Below are 16669 nucleotides of genomic sequence, written 5' to 3'. Positions count from 1 at the left end.
AGTCCTTCACCCCCAGGAACGCCCTTCAAACCCCTTCCGGGAACAAGCATGAAGAGGGAGCATTGGGGCAACTTTCCATGTTGTTGGGCTCTCCCGCACCACACTCGGGAGGTCTATCCGTTGCTGTCCACAATTTACGTGCAAGGATCGTTCCTGCCGAGGAAAGCCTCCGGCGGCACCGGGTGCGCCGCCGCAAACCCTTGAAATGCGATGATCGGACGAATTCCCATCTCGGACATCTCCCCCGTCGTCGACTGCGGGCAGTGGCCCGCCAAAGCGGTCGCCGGCGAGACCTTCCAGGTCTCGGCGACCGTGTTCAGAGAGGGCCACGACGCCGTGGCCGCGGGCGTGGTGCTCACCGCGCCCGACGGGCAGCGTGGTCGCCTGAGACCGATGCGCGAGCTCGCGCCCGGCACTGACCGCTGGGGCGTGGACGTGTCCCTGCCCGCGGAGGGCGACTGGCTCTTCCGCGTGGAGGCGTGGAGCGACCCGATCCACACGTGGCTGCACGACGCGGAGATCAAGATCCCGCGCGGTATGGACGTCGATCTCATGTGCGAGGAAGGCGCCCGGCTCTTCGAGCGGGCCGCCAAGGCCGTGCGCACGCCGGACTGCCCCAACGGCGCACCCACGAGCGGCAAGGGCAGCAATAACGGCACAAATGGGCAAAAAAAGGGGAACGGCAACGGCGAGAGCACCTGCGGGCACCGGGCGGCGCTGCTGTCGATCTCCGCCACGCTGCGTGATGAGAACCTGGACCCCCGAGCCCGGTTGTCGATCGCGCAGTTGCCCGAGACCGCCGCATTGCTGGGCGCGCACCCCTACCGCGAGCTGGTGACCCGGTCCAAGTCCCACAAGATCAGGGTGGACCGGCGCCGGGCGCTCTACGGCTCGTGGTACGAGTTCTTCCCCCGGTCGGAGGGGGCGATCGTCAACGACAACGGCATCTCCAAGTCCGGAACCTTCCAGACAGCCGCGAAGAGGCTCCCCGCGGTCGCCAAGATGGGGTTCGACGTCGTCTACCTGCCGCCCGTCCACCCCATCGGCAGCACGTTCAGGAAGGGCCGCAACAACACGCTGAGCCCGGAGCCCGACGACCCCGGTTCCCCCTGGGCGATCGGGTCGGAGGACGGCGGCCACGACGCGGTGCACCCGGACCTGGGCACGATCGAGGACTTCGACGAGTTCGTGGCGCGCACGCGCGAGCTGGGCATGGAGGTCGCCCTGGATCTCGCGCTGCAGTGCTCGCCCGACCACCCGTGGGTCAAGGAGCACCCCGAGTGGTTCACGATCAGGGCCGACGGCTCGATCGCCTACGCCGAGAACCCGCCGAAGAAGTACCAGGACATCTATCCGGTCAACTTCGACAAGGATCCCGAGGGCATCTACGCCGAGGTCAAGCGGGTGGTGCGGCACTGGATGGACCACGGGGTGCGGATCTTCCGGGTGGACAACCCGCACACCAAGCCGGTGGGGTTCTGGGAGCGGCTGCTGGCCGACATCCACACGACCGACCCGGATGTGATCTTCCTGTCGGAGGCGTTCACCCGGCCGGCGATGTTGCGCACGCTGGCCAAGATCGGCTTCCACCAGTCGTACACGTACTACACGTGGAAGAACTCCAAGTACGACGTGGAGACGTACCTCGCGGAGCTCTCCCAGGAGACCTCGGCCTACCTGCGGCCGAACCTGTTCGTGAACACGCCGGACATCCTGCACGAATACCTGCAGCACGGCGGGATCCCGGCGTTCAAGATCAGGGCAGTGCTGGCCGCGCTCACGTCGCCGACTTGGGGCGTGTATTCAGGGTACGAACTCGGCGAAAGTATCCCGGTTCGCCCAGGCAGCGAGGAATATCTAGATAGTGAGAAATATCAGTACAAGCCCCGCGATTGGATTACGGCCGAACGCGAAGGGCGCAGCCTGGCTCCCTTCATCACCCACCTGAATTTGTTCCGAAGAGCGCATCCGGCGCTGCAGGAATTGCGTAATCTACGATTCCACAGGGTCGACCAACCGGACATCGTCTGCTTCTCCAAGCGGCTTCCTGGCGCCTATGACACGGCCACACGAAGGCACGGGCTGGGCGACGTCGTTCTGGCGGTCGTCAACCTGGATCCGCACCACACCCACGAGGCAACCGTTGATCTTGACCTGCCCGCGCTCGGACTCGACTGGGGCGCCGAATTCGTCGTCGATGACGAGCTCTCCGGCGAGTCCTACCGCTGGAGGCAGAGCAACTATGTACGCCTCGACCCCCATATCCAGCCAGCCCACATTCTCACCGTCCGAGCCGCGCCACGGTAGAACAGATTCAGCGGGGAGTCTTCAACGTGTGTGAAAGCGCCTCCCTCATGAGCACTCGGCGAGGGCGCTCATGAGCTCCACCACACCCATTCCCAACACCTTTGACGAGGAAAAGCCGCGCGATCCTTACTGGTACAAGCGGGCGGTCTTCTACGAGGTCCTGATCAGAGGCTTCGCCGACTCCAATGGGGACGGCACGGGTGACATCCGTGGCCTCATCAGCAAGCTCGACTACCTGCAATGGCTGGGCGTCGACTGCCTCTGGCTGCTGCCGCTGTACGAGTCGCCGCTGCGGGACGGGGGCTACGACATCGCCGACTTCATGAAGATCCTGCCCGAGTTCGGGGATCTGGGGGACTTCGTCCGGCTCGTCGATGAGGCGCACAAGCGCGGCATGCGGGTCATCGCCGACCTGGTCATGAACCACACCAGCGACGCGCACCCATGGTTCCAGGCCTCGCGGCACGATCCCGAGGGGCCGTTCGGCGACTTCTACGTGTGGTCCGACACCGATGAGAAGTACCAGGACGCCCGGATCATCTTCATCGACACCGAGACGTCCAACTGGACCTACGACCCGGTGCGCGGCCAGTACTACTGGCATCGCTTCTTCCACCACCAGCCGGACCTCAACTACGAGAACCCGGACGTGCAGGAGGCCATGCTGGAGGTGCTGCGGTTCTGGCTGGACCTGGGCATCGACGGGTTCCGGCTGGACGCGGTGCCCTACCTCTTCGAGGAGGAGGGCACCAACTGCGAGAACCTCCCCAGGACGCACGAATACCTCAGGCGCATCCGCACCGAGGTGGACCGGCTCTTCCCGGACCGGGTGCTGCTCGCCGAGGCCAACCAGTGGCCGTCGGACGTGGTGGAGTACTTCGGCGACCCGGTAGGCGGCGGGGACGAATGCCACATGGCCTTCCATTTCCCGCTGATGCCTCGCATCTTCATGGCCGTACGCCGGGAGTCCCGTTACCCCATCTCCGAAATCTTGGCCCAGACGCCGAAGATTCCTGAGCACTGCCAGTGGGGGATCTTCCTCCGCAACCACGACGAGCTGACGCTCGAGATGGTCACGGACGAAGAACGCGACTACATGTACACCGAATATGCCAAGGACCCCCGCATGCGGGCGAACGTCGGCATCCGCCGCCGTCTGGCCCCCCTGCTGGAGAACGACCGCAACCAGATCGAGCTGTTCACCGCGCTGCTCCTGTCGCTGCCCGGCTCCCCGGTGCTGTACTACGGCGACGAGATCGGCATGGGCGACAACATCTGGCTCGGCGACCGCGACGGCGTCCGCACGCCCATGCAGTGGGACCCGGACCGCAACGCCGGCTTCTCCGACTGCGACCCGGGGCGGCTCTACCTGCCGGTGATCATGGACCCGATCTACGGCTACCAGGCCATCAACGTCGAGGCCATGCAGAAGAACGCCGGTTCGCTGCTGCACTGGACCCGGCGCATGATCGAGATCCGCAAGCGGCACCCCGTGTTCGGTCTCGGCGAGTACATCGAGCTCAATTCGTCCAACCCCAGCGTGCTCGCGTTCGTGCGGGAGCTGGGTGACGACCGGATGCTCTGCGTGAACAACCTGTCACGCTTCCCGCAACCGGTCGAACTCGACCTGCGCAGATTCGTCGGCGTCTCCCCCGTGGAAACCATGGGAGGCGTGCCATTTCCGGCAATTGGCGAACTTCCGTATCTTTTGACGCTACCTGGGCATGGGTTCTACTGGTTCACACTCCCGCCGGCCATAACCCAGGAGGAGTAGGACGTGCTTGCTGAGCTCCTTGCCGCATGGATCAGCCGACAGCGATGGTTCGGCGGCAAGGGGCGCCCGATCGACCAGCTGTCGATCGACTCGGACGTCGAGCTGACGCCCGGGCTCAGACACATGATCGTCGCCATCTGGCAGGACGGCTCGCGCGACCGCTACCAACTCCTGCTCGGCGAGCGCACGGAGCTTCCCGACCGGTTGGCGCACGCCCTGATCGCCACGGTCGACGACATCTACCTGTACGACGCCGCGCACGACGCCGACCGCACCGGCTGGCTGCTCGAGGGCATGGGCCACGACGAGACCCGCAGCGGCCTGCGCATGCGCCACGTCCCCGGCATCGAGATCGACACCTCGCCGCGCAGCCTGGTGCTCGGGGCCGAGCAGTCCAACACCTCTCTCGTGTACGGCGACGCCTACATCTGCAAGCTCTTCCGCCGCCTCATCCCAGGGGTCAACCCGGAGCTGGAGATCATCACCGCCCTGGCCGCCAGGAAAGCCCCGCACATCGCGCAGCCGTACGGGTGGATCGAGACCGATCTCGACGGCACGGACACCACTCTGGCGATCATGCAGGAGTTCCTGTCCAACGCCAACGACGGTTGGGACCTGGCGCTGGCCAGCGTGCGCGACCTGTACGCCTCCATGCCCGAGATCACGGCCGCCGACGCGGGAGGCGACTTCGCGGCCGAGTCGCATCGGCTCGGCGTCGCCACCGCCCAGGTGCACCACGAGCTGGCCGCCGCCTTCCCTACGGACGTCGTCGAGACCCACGAGGTCAAGCGCATGGCGGAGGCCTTCAGACGCCGGTTGGGCCGGGCCGTGTCCGAGGTTCCCGAGCTGCGGCAGCACGTGGGCGTCCTGGAGGACGCCTATCACCAGGTGGAGAAGCTCACCACCGAAGTGTTCGTGCAGCGGGTTCACGGGGACTACCACCTGGGCCAGGTCATGCGCACCCCCACCGACTGGGTAGTGCTGGACTTCGAGGGCGAGCCCGGGCAGCCGCTGGCCGAGCGCAGGGCGCTGTCGTCGCCGCTGCGTGACGTGGCGGGGATGCTGCGCTCGTTCGACTACGCCGCCAGGCACCTGCTGGCCGGCCATCCGGAGGCGGCCGAGCTGGAGCCCAGGGCCCAGGAGTGGGCGGACCGCAACCGGACCTCCTTCATGGAGGGATACATGGAGGGCGGCGGCGGGATCAACCGCGGGGACGCGGCGCTGCTGCGGGCGTTCGAGCTGGCGAAGGCGGTGTACGAGGTGGTCTACGAGGCCAGGAACCGGCCCACCTGGTTGCCCATCCCCCTGGCCGCCTTCCGGCCGCGCTAGGAGAGCTCCCCAAGGTCACGCCGCTCGGACGACGCCCTTGGCGATCAACGGGTCTGCCTCGGCTGCGAAAACTGTCGGAGCGCGAGGCTATGGTCTGCTCGGACTGGGCTATGGGGGGTGGATGTGCGTTTCGGGGTGCTGGGGCCGCTCGCCGTGTGGACGGCGGACGGGGAGCCGGTCCGGGTGGTCGAGACCAAGGTCCGGGCGCTCCTCGCCGGCCTGCTGATCCACGCCGGCCAGACGGTCTCCGCCGACCGGCTGGTCGAGGACCTGTGGGGCGATCGCCCGCCCGCTGACGCGCCCGCCGCGCTGCGGGTGAAGGTGTCGCAGCTGCGCGGGGTGCTCGAGGATCGAAAGCTGGTGGCGTACCGGGCTCCTGGATACGTGCTGCGCGTGGAGCCGGACACGGTGGACGCCGGCCGGTTCGAGACGCTGCTCGGGCGCGCGCAACACGCCGACGGCCCCGGCGAACGGGCCTCGCTGCTGCGGCAGGCGCTGGCTCTGTGGCGCGGCGGCGCCTATGCCGAGTTCGCCGACGAGCCGTTCGCGCAGGCCGCCGTGGCACGGCTGGACGAGCAGCGGCTCGTGGCGATGGAGGAGCTGGCCGAGGCGCGGCTCGGGCTGGGCGAGCACGCGCTGGTCGCCGCCGAGCTGGCCGACCTGGTGGCCCGGCATCCGCTGCGCGAGCGGCTGCGGGCCGTGCACGTGCGGGCGCTCTATCTGGCCGGGCGGCAGAGCGAGGCGCTGGCGGCTTATGAGGATCTGCGGCGCCGGCTGCGGGAGGAGTTCGGGGCGGACCCGTCGGCCGAGCTGGCCGGCCTGCACCGGGCGATCCTGCGCCAGGATCCGGCGCTGGACGTGGCCGCTGCCCGGCCTCCGACCAACCTGCTCGTGTCCCTGAGCGGTCTGGTGGGGCGGGAAGAGGCGGTGACCGAGGTCCGTGCCCTGCTGCGCGCCAACCGGCTCGTCACGCTCACGGGGCCGGGAGGCGTCGGCAAGACGCGGCTGGCCCTGGCGGCCGCCGACCTGTTCGCGGGCGCCCAGGGAGTGGCGCCGGGCGGCGGCGGGTTCGACGGCGGGGTGTGGCTGGTCGAGCTGGCCTCGCTCCGTGCCGGGGCGCCGGAGGTCGAGGTGGCGGAGGCGATCGCCGGTGTGCTCGGCCTGCGGGACGACATGCCGCACTGCATGCTGGAGCGGCTGGCCGCCACGCTGGGAGCCAAGCGGACGCTGCTCGTGCTGGACAACTGCGAGCACGTGGTCGAGCAGGTGGCCGCGCTGGCGAGCAGGCTGCTGCGCGCCGCCCCGGGATTGCACGTCATGGCCACCAGCCAGGAGTCGCTGCGGATCGAGGGCGAGAGCCTGTGGAGCGTGCCGCCGCTCGGACGCGAGGCGGCCGTCGAGCTGTTCACGACCCGGGCGGGCATCGAGCCGGACGCCGACGTGGTGGAGGTCTGCGCGCGGCTGGACGGCATCCCCCTGGCCCTGGAGCTGGCCGCCACGAGGATGCGGACCCTGACCCCGCGCCAGCTCGCCGACCGCCTCGACGACCGCTTCCGGCTGCTCGCCTCGGGTGCGCGCGACGCCCCGGCCAGGCAGCAGACGTTGCGGGCGATGATGGACTGGAGCTGGGAGCTGCTTTCGCGGCACGAGCAGGTGGTGTTGCGGCGGCTGGCCGTGCACGCCGACGGGTGCGCGCTGGAGGCAGCCGAGGACGTGTGCGCGGAACCGGGCGTGGACGTGCTCGACCTGCTGGCCAGGCTGGTGGACCGGTCGCTGGTGGTGCGGGCCGCGGGGCCGCGTTTCCGGCTGCTGGAGTCGGTCGCGGCCTACTGCCGGGAGCGGTTGCGGGAGGCCGGCGAGGACGACCTGATCGCACTGCGGCACGTCCGCTACTACACGGCCCTGGCCGAGCGGGCGGAGCCGCACCTGAGAGGGCACGAGCAGCGGCGCACGCTCGCGCTGCTCGACGCCGAGGGCGCCAATCTGAGAGCGGCCCTGGAGACGGCCGTACGGCTCGGCGCGGCCGGCGAGGCGGTGCGGCTGGTGAACGCGATGGCCTGGTATTGGGTTCTGCGCGGCAGGCTCGGCGAGGGCCGGCGGGCGTTCGAGACCGCCCTGTCCATCACGGACACCGCCCCGTCCGTCGCCGCCGAGCCGGCCCCGGGCACGGCGGAGGCCCAGGTGTGGCTGTCCGGGCTGCGGATGCTGGCAGGGCAGCCCGAGGCTCCTGATGCCGCCTTGTTCGCGGCCATCGAGGATCCGCTCGCCCGGGCGAGAGCGCAGTGGTTCGCCGGGTTCGCGATGTACGGGTTCGACGACCTGTCGGCTAGCGCGGACCTGGTGCGGAGTGCGCTGGAGGGCTTCAGGGAGCTCGGCGACACCTGGGGCACGGCCGCAGCGCTCGGCGTGCTGGCGAAATACGCCGCCATGCGGGGCGACCTGCAGGCGCTGCGGCGGGACGGTGAGCAGGGGCTCGCGCTGTTCAGGCAAGTCGGCGACCGGTGGGGCGAGCTGCGGGCCGCGGAGAACCTCGGCACGCTCGCCGAGATCACCGGCGACTACGAGCGGGCCGCCGCGCTGCGTATGGAAGGACTGCGCATGGCGGAGGAGCTGGGCCTGTGGAGCTCGATGTCGGACGCGCTGTCGCGGCTCGGCAGGATCGCCATGCTGACGGGCGACTACGCGGCGGCCGACGACTATCACGAGCGCGCCAGGCGGCTGGCGGCGGCGCAGTCGAACCGGCCCGCCGAGGAGTTCGCCGAGCTCGGCCTCGCACTCGCGGCCCGGCGGCAGGGACGCCTGGAGGAGGCCGAGCGGCTACTGCGCAAGTGGCTGGACTGGGTCATGGACGTGGCAGGCGAGCCCGGGGCCGCGCTGATCCTGGCCGAGCTGGGCTTCGCGGCCGAGCAGCGGGGCGACTCGGCGGCCGCGCTGGAGCTCCAGTTGCGGGGCCTGTCGGCGGCCTGCAAGGGCGGCGACCCCCGGGCCATCGCGCTGGCACTGGAGGGGCTGGCGGGCGCGCGGGTGCTCGCCGGGCGGCACGAGGAGGCCGGACTCCTGCTGGGGCAGGCGGCGGCTCTCAGGGCGTCCGTGGGCGCGCCGCTGCCTACCGGTGAGCGCGGCGACGTCGACCGGATCACGGCCGCGGTGAAGGCCGCTTTGGGCCGGGAAGGGGCCGCGGCCGCGATCTCGCGGGGCGCGGGCCTGATCGAGCACCGGTAGTACGCCAGGCACACCGGCACGACCCTTCACACCTGCAACAGCGTGACCTGGTCTCTGCAGAGTTTCGCCATGTCATCCACGTCCGAGGTCAGCATGACGACCGGGGTCTGCTGCTCCAGAGCCGTGACCGCCACCATGGCATCGATCGCATACTTGTGGCCGGAAAGCCCGGATTGCCGGAGGAGTTCGGCCGCCGCCCGAAACCGATCGATCGTCATCGGCTCTATCAGCAGTTGCGCTAGAGCAAAATCCCACCGGCCACGAGGAACCCGGCAGTGCGCCACCTCAGCCAGGCTCGCCCCACTCACCACGATCTCCATGCCTCGATCAAGGGCCTCGGCGAGCAGGACTTTTACCTCCCGGTCGTGAGTGAGGTGCAGCGAGAGCCCATGGCTGTCGAGGATCACGGTGCCTCCGGCGGTGCCCGTCACCGCGCCACCCGCCGCGTCGCCTCATCGAACAGGGCCCGCGCCGCCTCCCGCTCCTCTTCCGTGAAGGCTCCGTGCTCACGCTGATAGTCATCGATCTCCGCACGTAGCAGAAGGTGCCGCAGCTCGCGCTCGAGGACCGAGGCGACCATGGCGGACAAACCTCTGCTCCCCGCGACCTTCTTGAGCGCATTGACCGTGCCCTCGGGCAGCGAAACGCTGATGACCTTCGCCGTCCCCTCGCCGATCCGCAGCTCAGACGATGTGCTCACCATGCCCATCATGTTAACAATCGATTTATTAAACGGCTACTGTGGGGCCCTCGTGCGTGAGCCACACCGCTGCCCCAGTAGTCGCAGGCGTCGGTGTTGAGTCCTGACCCATCGGCGGGTTGGGAGGTGAGCCGTTCCATCGGTGCCGGCACGTACGTCCACTAGGCCCAATACCGGGACAGCCCTGATTCGCGGCAGGCGTTTCCTTACTACCTTCGCTGGTGGAGGTGGGGACGATGCCCTTCGTCGGACGTACGGCGGAGCGCGACGCGATCCGCGCGGCGCTGCGGGACAGCCAGGGGATCCTGGTCGCCGGGGAGACGGGCTCGGGACGGACTCGGCTGCTCACCGAGGCCTTGGCCGCGTTTCACGATCGTCAGTGGACGGTTCGCCGGGTGACGGGAATCGGGACCGAGGTGCCCTTCGCGGCCTTCGCTCACCTGCTGCCCCATACCCTGGCCCGCCCACCGGCCCCCGGTGCGGCGGCGGGTCCCGGCAATCCGCTCGGCCGGGCGGCGGGGGCCGTGGTGGGTGATGCGCCGCTCGTGCTGGCCGTGGACGACGCCCATCTGCTGGATCCCTGGTCGGCGGCGTTGGTGGCGTACCTCGTCCGGCATCACGGCGCCCGCGCGGCGGTCACCGCGCCGGCCGGGGGCGTGATTCCGTGGCCGATCGCCTCGTTGTGGAAGGACGGTCTGCTCTCCCGGCTCGTTCTGGAGCCGCTCTCGTTGGCCGACAGCACGCGCCTGGTGGCGGCGCTGCTCGACGGCCCGGTGGAGGGGCTGACAGCGCGGCGGCTGTGGCACGCCACCCGCGGCAACGTGGGATACCTGGTCGAGATCGTCTCCTCCGGGGGCTTCGAGATGGTGGGCGGGAGATGGCGGCAGGAGCAGCTGGTGATCGGGGAGCCGCTGCGCGAGGCCGTGCGGACGCGGATGGGCGAGCTCGATCCGGTGGAGCGCGAGGTGCTGGAGTTGGTGGCCGTGGGAGGACCGCTCGATCTGGCCAGGTTGGTGGCGCTGACCTCGCCGGAAGCGGTCGAGCGCGTGGAGGCGCGCGGTCTGATCACAGTACGGGCGGACGTGGACGGTCCCCGGGTGCGGCTGGCCCACACGCTGTACGCCCACGTGGTACGGGGCTGGCTCGGTCTGCTGGGGCAGCGTAACCGCATCGGGCGGATCGCCCGCGACGGCACGCCGCACGGGACGGGGGGTGACGGGCTGAGCGTCCGGGAGCGGGAGGTGGCCCAGCTGGCGTCATGGCATCTGACGAACAAAGAGATCGCCGGATGGCTGGCGCTGTCGCCGCGTACGGTTGCCAACCACCTCTGCCATGTCTACGCCAAGCTGGGCGTCAATGATCGTGCCGAGCTGGGCCCGCTCCTCGTGTGACGCGTGTGGTGCCCGCACCGCGCCGGCGGTCGGTTCAGGAATTAAGTGTCTGCACCGATGTTCGATGACGACGGGCGTGCGACGATCGGGATCGTGCGCGACCGCATCCTCATCGTGGACGATCACGCGCCGTTCCGATCGGCCGCCCGCGCCCTCCTGACCGAGGAGGGCTTCCAGATCGTGGGCGAGGCCGCGGACGGGAGGGCGGCGCTGGACGCCGCCCGGCTGCTGCGGCCCGACATCGTGCTGCTGGACATCAACCTTCCCGACCTCGACGGTTTCGAGGTCGCGCGCAGGCTCGCCGAGGCGGCCGAGGATGACGGCGACTCCCCGGCGATCGTGCTGATCTCCAGCCGGGCGGCCAGTGCCGCGCGGATCGCGCGGAGTGCTGCGCGGGGCTTCATCCCGAAGGACGAGCTGTGCGGCTCCGCAGTGGCCCGGCTGGTCGGGTGAGCCGGCGGGCGGTGGTGGCGGCGGCTGTGTGCGCCGTGCCCCTCGCCGTTCTGCGCAGTCCGTCGTGGGCCGACGCCTTGGTGGGTGCGGTGCTGGTCGGGGTAGGTGTGGCCGAGCGGCGCAGGGCTGCGGGGACGGTGGCGGCGGTCACGGGGCTGGCCTGGTTCGCGGGCGGGTTCGGCGACGGCCTGGTCCTGCTGCACAGGGGGCCGCTGGTGCACTGGCTGGTCGCGTACCCGCGTGGATGGCCGCGGTGGCGCTGGTCGCAGGCGGTGGTCGTCGTGGCGTACGGGCAGGCACTCGCCCAGCCGTTCGCCGCCGCCGGGTGGATTCCGCAGGCTGCGCTCGACTGGGTCACGCTCGCTCTCGCGGTCGCCGTTCCGGTCGTGACGCAGCGCTCGATCGCGCTGCCGGCCGCCGCGGTGGTCATGTTCGTCCTGGCGGGCGGGGCCGCGGCGCGGATCACCGGCTCCCACGGGCTGGACGACGCGGCGCTCCCGGCCTACCAGGTCGCGCTCGCGGGGGCGGCGGTCCTGCTGTATGTGCTCGGCCGTCGCACGCCGCTGACCGGCCTGGTCGTGGAGCTGGGCGACGTGGCGGAGTCGGCCGGCATACGGGACACGCTCGCCCGTACGCTGGGCGATCCGTCGCTTCGGCTGGCGTACTGGGTGCCGTCGGGGCCCGGTGAGGGACGGTACGCGGACGAGGCCGGGCTGCCCGTCGAGCTCACCGGCGCCGTCACGGTGCTGGAGGACCGGGGGCGGAAGATCGCGGCGATCTCCCACGACCCCGCCGTCCTGGACGATCCGGCCCTCGTACGCACCGCCGCCGCGCTCGCCTCCCTCGCGCTGGAGAACGCCCGGCTGCAGACGGAGGTACAGGAGCGGATCGCGGAGCTGGAGTCCTCGCGGCGCAGGATCGTCACCGCCGTGGACGAGGAGCGACGGCGGCTCGAGCGGCGGCTCCACGATGGCGTCGAACGCCGCCTCGACCGCGTGGCGGCCATCGTCGGCGAGGCCGCCTCGCGGCCCGCCGAGCTGGCCGAGATCGCGGCCTGCCGGGCGGAGTTACGGGCCTTCGCCCGGGGCGTGCATCCGCGCGCCCTGGCGGAGTCCGGCCTCGCGGGCGCCCTGGCCGAGCTGTGCCAGCCCAGGCCGCACGTGGAGTTGTCCGTGGAGCAGGGGGTACGGCCGCCACCCGCCGTGGAAGCGTGCGCGTACTTCGTCTGTTCCGAAGCGCTGGCCAACGCGGCCAAGCACGCCCAGGCCTCGTATGTCCGCGTCACCGTGACCCGAGACCTGCCCGCCGGCGGCCGGGACGGCATGGGCGGCGCGGTGCTGCTGGAAGTGGCCGACGACGGCGTGGGAGGCGCGGACCCCGCCCTGGGCTCGGGGCTCCGCGGGCTGGCCGACAGGGTGGAGGCCCTCGGCGGCACGCTCGCGGTGAGCAGCCCTCCGAGGGCCGGTACGCGCCTCACAGCACGCATCCCGTGCGGCTGACGGGCGGTCAGGCGTCGCCCGTGCGCCGCCACGGCTTCATGACCAACCAGGTCGGGCCGATGCCGTCCGGCACCCGCTTGAAGGTCAGGGTGTCCTTGTACAGGCTCCATCTCACGGTGAACAGCTCGCCGTTGAAGAGCCGCATGGTCAGGATGTCCCCCTCGAGCGTGGACGTCCCGCTGAGGCCCGAGGTCTCGCGCTCGTTTCGCTGCGCCAACTCGATCTGGCCGCCGGAGAAGGTGAGTGTGAGCTCGCCCCAGTTCCCGTCGTTGATCTCGCCCGCATCGCCCAGCAGCGGCGACGTGCTCAGCTCTTCCAGTGTGGTGTTGATCTTGAATACCCCGTCAATGGGGGAGCGGGTCGCCGGCGGCGTCGCCTTCGCCAGGGTGGATGCGGAGCAGGTGGGGGCCGACTCCACCGGCGTCCTGTCGCGGACCGCGCGAACCCGGGCGAGGAGATCCCTGGTTTGGCGGTCCTTCTCCAGCCAGGCATAGACCGGGGCGAATGCGGCGCGCAGCTCCCGCACCCGATCGGGTCCGGCGGTCACAAGTTTGATCGCATTGCGCCGGCACAGGACGCCGATGGCCTCCTGCTCGAAGGACCTGACGGACTCGACGGTTTTCGGCAGCGCCGCCGCGGCGGCCCGGCGCAGCAGATCCCGCTGGTCCGGGGTGAGGGCGTCGCCGTTCGCCACGACCGTGAGCGGTCGCGGCCACAGGCCCACATCCGCCGTCAGCGAACGCAGCACCGTGTCGTACTGGTTGCCCCAGACGGCGGAGATCTGCAACTCCGCCCCGTCGAAGCGGTCCACCGGCGCGCCTTCGAAGACAAAGGACACAGGCTTGGCCCCCAGGGCCGTCAGGCTCCGAGCGGCCACCTCGCTGGCCGAGAAGGCGATCTCCGCGCCCTTGTAGTCGGCCGGGCCGAGGAGCCGCCGCTGCGTGCCCGCGGGCTGGCGCACCGGGCCGGGCAGGATGCCGACTCCCTCCAGGCCCATTGCGGCCGGTCCCTGGAGCATCGCCGACGTCAGCGCAGTGTCCCCGAGCACCGCCTGCTCCTGCGCGAGGTCGCCGATCTCCAGCGGCGCGAGCAACGCGTCGAAGGAAGGCACTCCGAGCCCGTGCCACACCCGCGCCCCGACCACGCCCAGCCCGAACTTGCCGGCGCGCACCTCGCGCACGAGGTCGGCCTCCGCCGAGGGGGAGTCGGTGTGCCACTCGTGGGTGGCCTCGATCCGCACCGAGCCGCCCGACAACCTCGTGACCTCGGCCATGAACGCCTCCACCTCCCACGCCCCCCGCGTATTCGCCATGGTGAGCACCACCGGCTCCGCCTTGACCGCTCCCCCCGCCTTGTCGACCGTGCCCGCCGATCCGCACCCGGCCAGCATGAGCACCGCACAGCACAGCGCGACCGTCTTCCTTCGCAGCATGACCGCTCTCCTTCCCGGCCTTCGACTCCGGTGGCGACGAGGCTAGGTGTCGGGCATGACCCGGTGCTTCGGGGCGTCCACCCGATCGTGCCCTTTCGGCCTACGGGTGCGCACGTACGGCAGCCGCGTGCTGGCCCCCTTCTGCCGGGCGGCGGGCGCTGTCACCATGGGCCCATGCTCATCCGGACGGCGATCCTCCTGGCGGGAGCGGTGGCCGGCATGGTCGCGGCGGTGGCTGCGGCGCGCTTCCCCGGCTATTCCCCCGCGGCCGGCTCCCCTGTGGCCGTGGCGGCGCACCTGGTGGCGGGCGGGTCCCTGGTCGTGGCGGCCGTGCCGGGCGCGCGCCGGCGGCCGGGCGCCGCGTTCCGCGTTCTCCTGGGCGCCGCGGGCGTCTGCTGGATGCTCACCGGCTGGACCAATCCCGAGATCGCGGTATCGGCGGCCTTCGCCGCCGGGCTCCTGCTCTCCCCGGCGGTCCCGGTGCTGACCGCCCATGCCCTGCTCTCCTACGCCTCGTCCACGAGGACGAGGCTGATGATCGCGGGGTATGCCGGGTTCGCGCTGGTGGCGGTGGGGAGCGGCGTGCTGTCCGATCCTCGCGGGTCGGGCTGCGGCACCTGTCCAGTCAACCCGCTGGCGATCTGGCACCTCCCCGGCGCGGCGCTGTGGTCGATACGCGCGGGCATGCTGATGGCCGCCATCAGCATGATCGGCGTGGCCGTGGTGCTGTGCGAGCGGCTCGCCCGCGCCTCGGTGGCGCGCCGCCGCAGGCTCGCGTCGCTGCTGGTTCCGGGGGTGGCCTACCTCGTCGCGGCCGCGGCGGCGTACGGGCTGGCCCTTCCCGCCGGGTACGTGAGCACCGCCCCGCCCGACACGATCCTCTGGTACGCCCAGGCCGCGGCGCTCACCGCGATCGCGCTGGGCACCGGCGTGCACTGGGCACGGCTGCGCAGGACCCGGGCCCGGCTCGCGGCGCTGGTCGTGGAGACCGCCGGGTCGCCCCCGCCCGGCGGGCTGAGCGACGCCCTGGCCCGCACGCTGGGCGATCCGGGCCTGCGGGTGTACTACCCGCTGGACGACGGCCGCCTGGTGGACGCCGACGGGACCCCCGCCACGCCCGCTCGGGAGGCCGCGATCACCAGGCTGACGCGCGGCGGCGCCCTGGTGGCGCTCCTGGCCCACCGGCACAGCCTGTTCGACGACGAGAACCAGGACGAGAGCCAGATCGGCGCCCTCAGCGCCGCCACGAGACTGGCGCTGGAGAACGAGCGCCTGCGGGCCCACACCCGCGCGCGGCTGGCCGACCTACGTGCCTCACAGACCAGGATCGTGCAGGCGGGCGACGCGGAGCGCCGACGGCTGGAGCGCGACCTGCACGACGGTGCCCAGCAGCGGGTGGTGGCGCTGTCCTTGTCCATCCGCCTGGCCCGGCTGCGCTGCCCCGACGCGGGTCGCGCCGCCCTGTTGGAGGAGGCGGAGGCCGAGGTACGGGCGGCGGTGGCGGACCTGAGGGCCGTGGCCCATGGCCTGTATCCGGGCGTGCTGTCGAGCGAAGGGCTGGCCGCGGCCGTGGACGCGCTGGCCGACGAGTTCCCACTGGCGGCGGAAGGGCTGAGCGGGCGCAGGTACGAGCCTTCGGTGGAGGCTGCGGCGTACCTGGTGGTCGCGGAGAGCCTGAAGCGGGGCCGGCCCGGCGAGGCGCGGCTGCGCGCCATGGAGTCCGGTGACCTCCTCCGGCTGGAGATCCACCTCGACGGCCCGCTGGGCGATGGGCTGGACGACTTGCGCGACCGCGTCGGCGCCCTGGACGGCACCCTGGAGGTCCTCCCGCTGGACGGCGGCGAGACGCTGATCCGGGTCGGCTTGCCCGCAACCCCCTGTACGCCGGGCACTGCGAGTGTGTAGATGGATACCATGCGCGTGCTCATCGCCGACGACGAGGTGTTGCTCCGGGAAGGGCTCGACCGTCTCCTGACCGAGACGGGCGTCGAGGTCGCCGCCACCGTGGGCGACGCCCCCGCCCTGCTGAGGCGGGTGGAGGAGCTGCGTCCTGACATCGCCATCGTGGACATCAGGATGCCGCCCACCCACACCGACGAGGGCCTGGTCGCCGCGCTGAAGATCCGCGAGGAGTTCCCCGGCACGGGCGTGCTGGTGCTGTCGCACTACCTCGACTCGCGCTACGCGATGCAACTCCTGGACCGCTACCCGGAGAAGGTCGGATACTTGCTCAAGGAACGGGTCTCCGACCTGTCGGTGCTGCTCGACGCGCTGCGCCGGATCGCCGAGGGCGAGTGCGTGGTCGATCCCACGATCGTGACCCGGCTGATGAGCCGGCGCCGGCGGGGAGATCCGCTCGATCTGCTCTCCAAGCGGGAGCGCGAGGTGCTGTCGCTGATGGCCGAGGGGCACTCCAACCAGGGCATCTGCGACCTGCTCCACCTCAGCCTGCGTACGGTGGAGGCCCACGTGGGCAACATCTTCGCCAAGCTCCGCATCCCCGAGTCCACCGACCGCCACCGCCGCGTGCTCGCCGTCCTCACCCTGCTCCGCTCCACCTAG

General features: G+C 70.9%; 13 protein-coding genes. 9 read left to right on the top strand and 4 right to left on the bottom strand.

Annotated features, from left to right (window positions below; all coding sequences use genetic code 11):
• Positions 1-210 precede the first annotated feature (210 nt).
• From OHA25_RS20695 to OHA25_RS20680, 4 genes are all read left to right on the top strand, one after another.
• Complete coding sequence (locus OHA25_RS20695; protein WP_327589165.1) at positions 211-2307, top strand: alpha-1,4-glucan--maltose-1-phosphate maltosyltransferase; 2097 nt, start codon at positions 211-213, stop codon at positions 2305-2307.
• Positions 2308-2377: 70 nt separating this feature from the next.
• Positions 2378-4081: a maltose alpha-D-glucosyltransferase gene (gene treS / locus OHA25_RS20690; RefSeq protein ID WP_305916716.1), complete on the top strand. Its 1704-nt coding sequence runs from the start codon at positions 2378-2380 to the stop codon at positions 4079-4081.
• A 3-nt stretch (positions 4082-4084) separates the two neighbouring features.
• Complete coding sequence (locus OHA25_RS20685) at positions 4085-5410, top strand: maltokinase N-terminal cap-like domain-containing protein (RefSeq protein WP_327589164.1); 1326 nt, start codon at positions 4085-4087, stop codon at positions 5408-5410.
• 117 nt (positions 5411-5527) lie between these two features.
• Complete coding sequence (locus tag OHA25_RS20680) at positions 5528-8632, top strand: BTAD domain-containing putative transcriptional regulator (protein WP_327589163.1); 3105 nt, start codon at positions 5528-5530, stop codon at positions 8630-8632.
• Positions 8633-8658: 26 nt separating this feature from the next.
• Here OHA25_RS20680 and OHA25_RS20675 read toward each other — a convergent pair whose 3' ends face one another.
• Together OHA25_RS20675 and OHA25_RS20670 are read right to left on the bottom strand one after the other, a co-directional pair.
• Entirely contained in the window at positions 8659-9063 is a 405-nt protein-coding gene (locus OHA25_RS20675; RefSeq protein ID WP_327589162.1) for a PIN domain-containing protein, read from the bottom strand.
• On the bottom strand, positions 9060-9335 hold the full coding sequence (locus OHA25_RS20670; RefSeq protein WP_327589161.1) for a hypothetical protein: 276 nt from the start codon (positions 9333-9335) through the stop codon (positions 9060-9062). The genes OHA25_RS20675 and OHA25_RS20670 overlap by 4 nt, the downstream gene beginning before the upstream one ends.
• 233 nt (positions 9336-9568) lie before the next feature.
• Here OHA25_RS20670 and OHA25_RS20665 point away from each other — a divergent pair, with 233 nt between their 5' ends.
• The 3 genes from OHA25_RS20665 to OHA25_RS20655 are packed head-to-tail and all read left to right on the top strand — an operon-like array spanning position 9569 to position 12675.
• The gene (locus OHA25_RS20665; protein WP_327589160.1) at positions 9569-10723 is read left to right on the top strand and encodes a LuxR C-terminal-related transcriptional regulator; all 1155 of its coding nucleotides are present in this window, start codon (positions 9569-9571) and stop codon (positions 10721-10723) included.
• 57 nt (positions 10724-10780) lie between these two features.
• Entirely contained in the window at positions 10781-11176 is a 396-nt protein-coding gene (locus OHA25_RS20660) for a response regulator (RefSeq protein WP_327589159.1), read from the top strand.
• Positions 11143-12675 (top strand): sensor histidine kinase, encoded by a 1533-nt coding sequence (locus OHA25_RS20655; protein ID WP_327589158.1) that lies wholly within the window; start codon positions 11143-11145, stop codon positions 12673-12675. Before OHA25_RS20660 ends, OHA25_RS20655 begins: the two co-directional genes overlap by 34 nt.
• 7 nt (positions 12676-12682) lie before the next feature.
• Here the strand turns inward: OHA25_RS20655 and OHA25_RS20650 are convergent, their stop codons facing one another.
• On the bottom strand, positions 12683-14107 hold the full coding sequence (locus OHA25_RS20650; protein WP_327589157.1) for a hypothetical protein: 1425 nt from the start codon (positions 14105-14107) through the stop codon (positions 12683-12685).
• 42 nt (positions 14108-14149) lie between these two features.
• Positions 14150-14275: a hypothetical protein gene (locus OHA25_RS20645; protein ID WP_327589156.1), complete on the bottom strand. Its 126-nt coding sequence runs from the start codon at positions 14273-14275 to the stop codon at positions 14150-14152.
• A 6-nt stretch (positions 14276-14281) separates the two neighbouring features.
• On the opposite strand from OHA25_RS20645, the gene OHA25_RS20640 reads away from it, so the two are divergent.
• Together OHA25_RS20640 and OHA25_RS20635 are read left to right on the top strand one after the other, a co-directional pair.
• Positions 14282-16012 (top strand): sensor histidine kinase, encoded by a 1731-nt coding sequence (locus OHA25_RS20640; RefSeq protein WP_327589155.1) that lies wholly within the window; start codon positions 14282-14284, stop codon positions 16010-16012.
• 9 nt (positions 16013-16021) lie between these two features.
• Entirely contained in the window at positions 16022-16669 is a 648-nt protein-coding gene (locus tag OHA25_RS20635; RefSeq protein WP_327591017.1) for a response regulator transcription factor, read from the top strand.

Source organism: Nonomuraea sp. NBC_00507 (genome assembly GCF_036013525.1).
In the GTDB taxonomy this organism is placed as follows: Bacteria; Actinomycetota; Actinomycetes; order Streptosporangiales; family Streptosporangiaceae; genus Nonomuraea.
This window is presented reverse-complemented; position numbering and strand designations above follow the sequence as displayed.

What these genes read in the sequence shown, in the direction of transcription:
- OHA25_RS20695 (WP_327589165.1), top strand. Translation starts at nt 211, where the DNA reads ATGATCGGACGAATTCCCATCTCGGACATCTCCCCCGTCGTCGACTGC.
- treS (WP_305916716.1), top strand. Translation starts at nt 2,378, where the DNA reads ATGAGCTCCACCACACCCATTCCCAACACCTTTGACGAGGAAAAGCCG.
- OHA25_RS20670 (WP_327589161.1), bottom strand. Translation starts at nt 9,335, where the DNA reads ATGGTGAGCACATCGTCTGAGCTGCGGATCGGCGAGGGGACGGCGAAG.
- OHA25_RS20665 (WP_327589160.1), top strand. Translation starts at nt 9,569, where the DNA reads ATGCCCTTCGTCGGACGTACGGCGGAGCGCGACGCGATCCGCGCGGCG.
- OHA25_RS20660 (WP_327589159.1), top strand. Translation starts at nt 10,781, where the DNA reads ATGTTCGATGACGACGGGCGTGCGACGATCGGGATCGTGCGCGACCGC.
- OHA25_RS20650 (WP_327589157.1), bottom strand. Translation starts at nt 14,107, where the DNA reads ATGCTGCGAAGGAAGACGGTCGCGCTGTGCTGTGCGGTGCTCATGCTG.
- OHA25_RS20645 (WP_327589156.1), bottom strand. Translation starts at nt 14,275, where the DNA reads ATGGTGACAGCGCCCGCCGCCCGGCAGAAGGGGGCCAGCACGCGGCTG.
- OHA25_RS20640 (WP_327589155.1), top strand. Translation starts at nt 14,282, where the DNA reads ATGCTCATCCGGACGGCGATCCTCCTGGCGGGAGCGGTGGCCGGCATG.
- OHA25_RS20635 (WP_327591017.1), top strand. Translation starts at nt 16,022, where the DNA reads ATGCGCGTGCTCATCGCCGACGACGAGGTGTTGCTCCGGGAAGGGCTC.